Annotated in this window: 6 protein-coding genes and 1 pseudogene; all 7 read right to left on the reverse strand. The window is 39.6% G+C overall.

The genetic code is table 11. The features are described from left to right. On the reverse strand, positions 1–1,328 hold a 1,328-nt coding region (gene accC / locus ACOVO2_RS15275; RefSeq protein WP_421770815.1), incomplete at its 3' end, for an acetyl-CoA carboxylase biotin carboxylase subunit. A gap of 53 nt (positions 1,329–1,381) precedes the next feature. Then, positions 1,382–1,927, reverse strand: coding sequence for a Uma2 family endonuclease (locus tag ACOVO2_RS15280; RefSeq protein WP_421770816.1), 546 nt, complete (start codon positions 1,925–1,927; stop codon positions 1,382–1,384). Between the two features lie 14 nt (positions 1,928–1,941). Further along, positions 1,942–2,427: an acetyl-CoA carboxylase biotin carboxyl carrier protein gene (gene accB, locus ACOVO2_RS15285; protein ID WP_421770817.1), complete on the reverse strand. Its 486-nt coding sequence runs from the start codon at positions 2,425–2,427 to the stop codon at positions 1,942–1,944. Positions 2,428–2,630: 203 nt separating this feature from the next. Then, positions 2,631–3,203, reverse strand: a complete 573-nt coding sequence (efp, locus tag ACOVO2_RS15290) for an elongation factor P (protein WP_188770159.1) — start codon at positions 3,201–3,203, stop codon at positions 2,631–2,633. A 58-nt stretch (positions 3,204–3,261) separates the two neighbouring features. Further along, positions 3,262–3,927, reverse strand: coding sequence for a hypothetical protein (locus ACOVO2_RS15295; protein WP_421770818.1), 666 nt, complete (start codon positions 3,925–3,927; stop codon positions 3,262–3,264). A 115-nt stretch (positions 3,928–4,042) separates the two neighbouring features. Continuing rightward, complete coding sequence (locus ACOVO2_RS15300) at positions 4,043–5,032, reverse strand: beta-ketoacyl-ACP synthase III (RefSeq protein WP_421770819.1); 990 nt, start codon at positions 5,030–5,032, stop codon at positions 4,043–4,045. A 125-nt stretch (positions 5,033–5,157) separates the two neighbouring features. Continuing rightward, positions 5,158–5,279 (reverse strand): annotated as a pseudogene (locus tag ACOVO2_RS15305) (phosphate--acyl-ACP acyltransferase); the annotation flags it as partial.

Raw genomic sequence — 5,279 nt, forward strand, 5'->3', positions numbered from 1 at the left:
TCAAAACTTTCTAAGAATTTGGTTGTGAATTTACCAGATTTGAAAGTTTCATCGTCCATCAATTTGATGTGGAACGGAATCGTAGTTTTGATACCTTCAATCACAAACTCTTGTAAGGCACGTTTCATACGAGTCAACACCTCTTCTCTTGATTGGCCCGTAACGATAAGTTTGGCAATCATTGAGTCGTAGTTTGATGGAATCGTGTAGCCCGCATACACGTGGCTATCGATACGCACGCCGTGTCCACCCGGGAAATGTAAATTGGTGATTTTACCTGGTGATGGACGGAAGCCATTACGAGGGTCTTCGGCATTGATACGGCATTCCATTGCATACAATTTCGGGAAGTAGTTTGTACCCGAAATCGGCACACCTGCCGCTACTTTGATTTGCTCTTTAATCAAATCGAAATCGGTAACTTCTTCCGTAATTGGGTGCTCTACCTGAATACGAGTATTCATTTCCATGAAATAGAATTTACCGTGTTTATCGACCAAAAACTCAATCGTTCCTGCACCTTCGTAGCCAATGGCTGCTGCACCTTTGATGGCCGCTTCACCCATTTTCTCACGTAATTCTTGCGAAACAATCGGTGAAGGAGTTTCTTCAACCAATTTTTGGTGACGACGTTGAATCGAACAGTCACGCTCCGAAAGGTGACAAACTCGACCGTTTTGGTCGCCCACAATCTGAATTTCGATGTGGCGAGGTTCTTCGATAAACTTCTCTAAATATAAACCATCGTTTCCGAAAGCCGCACCCGATTCCATTTTGGCGTCGTCCCATGCTTTTTGGAATTCCGATGAATTGTTGATAATTCTCATACCACGGCCACCACCACCAGCAGTTGCTTTGATGATAACAGGATACCCCATTTCTTCCGAAAGGCGGATACCTTCTTCCACTGACTCAAGTAAGCCTTCAGAACCTGGGATTACGGGAACGCCCGAATCTTTCATGGTCGCTTTGGCAGTTGCCTTGTCACCCATTGAGTTGATTTGGTCGGCAGTTGCACCGATAAATTTGATACCATATTCGGCACAAATTCTCGAAAACTCAGCATTTTCCGACAAAAAACCGTAGCCTGGGTGAATCGCATCGGCATTTGTAATTTCAGCCGCCGAAATGATATTCGGAATGCTCAAATATGACTGACGGCTGGCCGCTGGCCCGATACAAACAGCTTCATCGGCAAATCTTACGTGCAGACTTTCACGGTCGGCAGTAGAATAAACCGCTACTGTTTTGATGCCCATTTCACGGCAAGTTCTGATAATTCGGAGGGCGATTTCGCCTCGGTTGGCTATTAATATTTTTTTGAACATAGGATTTCTGTTTGCGATAAAATTATCAATCAACTAATGTAGATTGATATAATTTAACTCGGCACTGTAAGCAAATCATTCACACTTATTTCAAAATCATCAAGAACAGGTTTTGCCGAACAAATATCATCATCTGTACAAATTTGTACGTTTTTGGGTGATGTAAATATGTGTACCTGTTTAAGGTTTGGCATAATCAACCAAATGACTTGCACACCTGCCGCAAAATATTCTTGATTTTTCTCTAAAATTTTATTCTGGTTATCGCTCGGAGAAATGATTTCAATGACAAAGGCTGGAATTTGATTGATACCCTTAGCTGTTTCAATGATTTGACTTTCTGTATAGTAAGCCAAATCAGGTCTTCTTAATTGTTCATTAGAAGTTAAAACATCGCCCTCAGTAAGAAGTTCGCCTCCATTTTTGTAGGCTTTTGTCCTTACAAAAAGACGACTAAGAGCTTTCAAAATAAAAAATTCGAGTTGTTTCATTTTATCAGTTTTCTCAATTTTTCCCTTGTTCCACTCGTATTTATAGCGAGTTTCGGGTTTCCAGTTAAGAAAACCTTGAAATGTTCGAGGATAATAAACAGATGCCATGAGCGTATTATATTTTAGTTTGGCTCAACCAAGAACAAAGGTTGGTCGAACTCTACTGGAGTTGCGTTTTCTACCAAAACTTTAACGATTTTACCAGAAATTTCTGACTCAATTTCGTTGAATAATTTCATTGCTTCGATGATACAAACAACTTTTCCAGTTGATACTTCATCGCCTACTTCAACGAAATTCGCTTTGTCTGGGCCAGGTGAGCGGTAGAATGTACCAATCATTGGTGATTTGATAGTGATTAAGTTGCTTGCTTCGGCTGCTGGTGCAGGAGCGGCTGCTGGAGTTGCTGGGGCAGCTACTGGTGCAGGAGCTGGAGCCGCTACTACTGGAGCTGGGGCAACATAAGCAGGTTGTGCTTGAACAGCTACTGGAGCGGCATTTGAATAACGCTTAATGGCAAGTTTCAACTCCGAAGTTTCGATGTTTACTTCGTCTAAGCCTGATTGAGATATAAAATCTATTAATTTTTGGATATCTTTTGTTTCCATGAGGGGTAGATAATTTTCGTGGTTTTTGAGTATTTACCGTACAAATGTATAAAGAAAGACGATACCTACAAAGAAATAAGAAAAGCAGAAATATGATTTCGGAGCTACCTAATTCTTTGCTACTTTTCAAATTCTTGAAGATATCGTCTATGATAATATTTCGTTTTGAACATTCAAAAAGAGCCTTTGAGATAAGCCGTTGATTATTTGCCTTCTTTTACTCTTGAATCGTATTCGTAAGTGTTCGTATTTACACGAATTAATTCATCGTTTTCGATGAAAAGAGGCACTTTGATGGTTGCACCTGTCTCAACTGTTGCTGGTTTGCTTGGGCTGGTAGAAGTATCACCTTTCAAGCCTGGCTCAGTGTAAGTTACACGAAGCTCAACGTATTGAGGAAGCTCAACGCTAAGAATTGTTTCAGTTTCAGCGTGAACTAATACTGAAACTGCTTGGCCGTCTTTCATCAAATCAGCTTGTGGAACCATCTTCTCGTCGAGGTTAAATTGCTCGAAAGTTTCGGTTTCCATGAAATTATAGCCATCCTCATCTTTGTAAAGGAATTGGAATTCTCTTTTTTCGATACGAGCAGTCGTAACCGTTACGCCCGATGTAAATGTATTATCAATTACTCTGCCTGTTTTGATGTTTCTCAGCTTTGTTCTTACAAAAGCTGGGCCTTTACCTGGTTTTACGTGCTGGAATTCTACGATTGAGTAAAGGTCATTATTCCATTCCAAACAAAGACCGTTTCTAAAATCTGCTGTTGTTGCCATTACTAATTATATCTTAAATTATTTGTTCGTAAGTATTTTATTATCAATCAATTATAAGCTATTTCTCAAAATTAAAGACAAAGTTTATAAAAGGAATTGCATTCATGCTATGGCCAAAGTCTCCTAACTTTGTAATTTGCTCGTTGGTAGTTGAGCGTAAATTGAGCTTAGTAAATAAGAAACTAACGCCTGCTTTTATAGTGATTTCTTCTCTGATTCGAAAACCAACATAGATTTCACTGTTTGTACTTCCTGCACTTCCGAGTGCAAAATTAAACTGAGTTGGCTTAACCGATAGATTGTCAGTAGAACCTCTATAATTATTAAATGCCAGAGAATCTTTACTTCTTCCAAAGGTTAGTCCGATCAAATCAATATTGAAACCGGCTACAATTTTATCTCCTTGATACTCGGCCGAGATTGGTGCGTTGAGTATAAACATATTCTCACTAACCAGCGGCGTAACTGTAGTTGATAAATACGGACTTTTGAGTCCGGTAAATGTACTTCCCTTGGCAGAAAATATCGTTGCTCTAATACCAGAGCCTATAGCAAGCCGGTAATTATGCCCAATGTGAAGTTGTTCGCCAAAACTAAAAGTTGGTATAATTTTTCCACTGTTAAAGGCAGCTCCTAAAGAAAATACTTGACTAACTTTTGCTCGTTGGGCAGTTATTTTCGATGTGAATAAGCAAATTATACAGAAAAATATCAGTTTTTTCATTGCTTTTATATGTTGTGCCTTGATATTGAAGCTTTTTTGTGATGTTTCAAATATTTCATAAAGATTATCGAAAACAAATTAGGCGTTTCAATAGTCAAGATTTGGAACTTGAAAATCAACCAATAGCCCATTTAACATAAGCAGCCCCCCAAGTAAATCCACCACCAAAAGCCGCTAAAATTAGGTTGTCACCTTTTTTCAATTGCTTTTCGTAATCGAATAGACACAGAGGAATTGTTGCGGCAGTGGTATTACCGTAGCGTTGAATATTGAGCATTACTTTGTCATCTCCAATACCCATACGGCGAGCAGTGGCATCAATGATACGCTTATTAGCTTGGTGAGGTACAAGCCAAGCAACATCATCGCCCGTAAGATTATTTTTCTCCATGATTTCAGCAGAAACATCTGCCATGTTGGTCACAGCAAATTTGAACACTGATGGGCCTTCTTGGTGAATATTGTGCCATCTGTTTTCTACAGTCTCATGACTTGCTGGAAAACGGCTTCCGCCTCCTTTCATGATTAGGTGATTTTCGCCGGTACCATCTGATTTCAGGATGAAATCTATTACACCTTCGTTTTCGGTAGTAGGTTCTAATAAAACCGCTCCTGCACCATCACCAAAAAGTACGCAAGTTGTACGGTCAGTATAATCAACTATTGCCGACATCTTATCGGCACCGATAACGATAACCTTTTTATGCCTGCCAGATTCGATGAATTGAGCACCTACCGAAAGAGCATATAAGAAACCTGAGCAAGCTGCCAAAATATCAAAGCTCCCAATACTCGGAATTCCACACTGTGTACATACCAAGTTGGCAGTTGAAGGAAACATGTAGTCAGGAGTTACCGTCGCACAAATCACCAACTCTATATCTTTCGGGTCTGTTCCTGTTTTGGCAAGTAAGCCTTTCACTGCTTCGGAGGCCATGTATGAAGTAGCTAAACCTTCTCCTCTTAAAATGTGGCGTTCTTTGATACCTGTTCGAGTGGTTATCCATTCATCATTTGTATCAACCAATTTTTCTAAATCTGCGTTGGTTAAAACATCTTCTGGCACATAGCCATGAATACCAGTGATAGCTGCTTTTAATTTCATTATATAAAAGGTCTTGCTGAGAGGTCTGACCGTTGGGTTAAGAAGTGATTGTTTTTAAAACTTATTTTCAATGAAACAAAGAAAGGTCTTACCAAAGGTTTTTTTGACTTTGATAAGACCTCTTTTTAATCTTCGTATGATTCGATAATATGTTCGGTTACTTTCGATTCTACTTGACGGATGGCCAAGAAGATCATGTTTTTGATAGCTTCGGGCGACGAAATGCCGTGTGCCACAATTACGTTGC

The organism is Emticicia sp. (genome assembly GCF_049241225.1).
In the GTDB taxonomy this organism is placed as follows: domain Bacteria; phylum Bacteroidota; class Bacteroidia; order Cytophagales; family Spirosomataceae; genus Emticicia.

What these genes read in the sequence shown, in the direction of transcription:
- ACOVO2_RS15280 (WP_421770816.1), bottom strand. Translation starts at nt 1,927, where the DNA reads ATGGCATCTGTTTATTATCCTCGAACATTTCAAGGTTTTCTTAACTGG.
- accB (WP_421770817.1), bottom strand. Translation starts at nt 2,427, where the DNA reads ATGGAAACAAAAGATATCCAAAAATTAATAGATTTTATATCTCAATCA.
- ACOVO2_RS15295 (WP_421770818.1), bottom strand. Translation starts at nt 3,927, where the DNA reads ATGAAAAAACTGATATTTTTCTGTATAATTTGCTTATTCACATCGAAA.
- ACOVO2_RS15300 (WP_421770819.1), bottom strand. Translation starts at nt 5,032, where the DNA reads ATGAAATTAAAAGCAGCTATCACTGGTATTCATGGCTATGTGCCAGAA.
- efp (WP_188770159.1), bottom strand. Translation starts at nt 3,203, where the DNA reads ATGGCAACAACAGCAGATTTTAGAAACGGTCTTTGTTTGGAATGGAAT.